Raw genomic sequence first — 717 nt, 5'->3', positions numbered from 1 at the left:
CTGCGGCGTGGCCGCCGGTCCCGGGTCGACGCCCCAGCGGACCCGCCCCGACACGACACGTGACGCTGGCACGACCCGACGCGGGGCCGACATCAGCCAGCAAGGATGATCCGCGACGGGACACGCCGCCGGCGCGGGGAGTCAAAGCGGAGGAGGCGGGGTGATCTCAGGTGGGACCCAGCCGCGCACCCCCGACACGCGCCCCACACAGGCCGACGTCTCTGCTCACCGTCGTTCGGCCGGGCCCCACAACGGAACGGGTGCATGCCGGCGGGGTGTGGGTTGCCCCCACCGGCCACCCGGATCTACGCCGCGTGCCGGTTGACCCGCCGTAGCGCACCGGCCACCGCTTCCGCGCCGCGCACCGACATGCGGATGTCCACCGAGGCCGAGCCGTCCGGCAGCGACACCGCCACCGCGCGAGCGTCCGCACGCGTCAAACCGTGCGCGATGATCGCGTCGTTGAACATGTCCGCCGTGACCTGGGCCAGACGCCACGCGCTCAGGTAGTCCACGCCCGCGACCCACAGCGACGACCCCGGATCCCAGCCGCCGGCCCGCGCAGGCCCCGACACGTCCCCCGTGTCGCCGTCATCGAGATACACCACGACCAACGTCCCCTCTCAACCGCCGTCAAACGCAAGGAACCTGACGGCCCGTCACGCAAGCACGCAGCGCGACGACCCCGGTACCATCGGCACCGGGGTTCCGTCAGGT

General features: G+C 72.8%; 1 protein-coding gene. It reads right to left on the bottom strand.

What is annotated here, in order from left to right; genetic code table 11:
- Window positions 1–305 precede the first annotated feature (305 nt).
- A complete protein-coding gene (locus GT354_RS08620) occupies window positions 306–608 on the bottom strand; it encodes a hypothetical protein (RefSeq protein WP_161355667.1) in 303 nt (100 codons plus the stop codon).
- Window positions 609–717: the final 109 nt, after the last annotated feature.

It is taken from the genome of Streptomyces sp. SID3343, from assembly GCF_009865215.1.
Lineage (GTDB): Bacteria > Actinomycetota > Actinomycetes > Streptomycetales > Streptomycetaceae > Embleya.
This window is presented reverse-complemented; position numbering and strand designations above follow the sequence as displayed.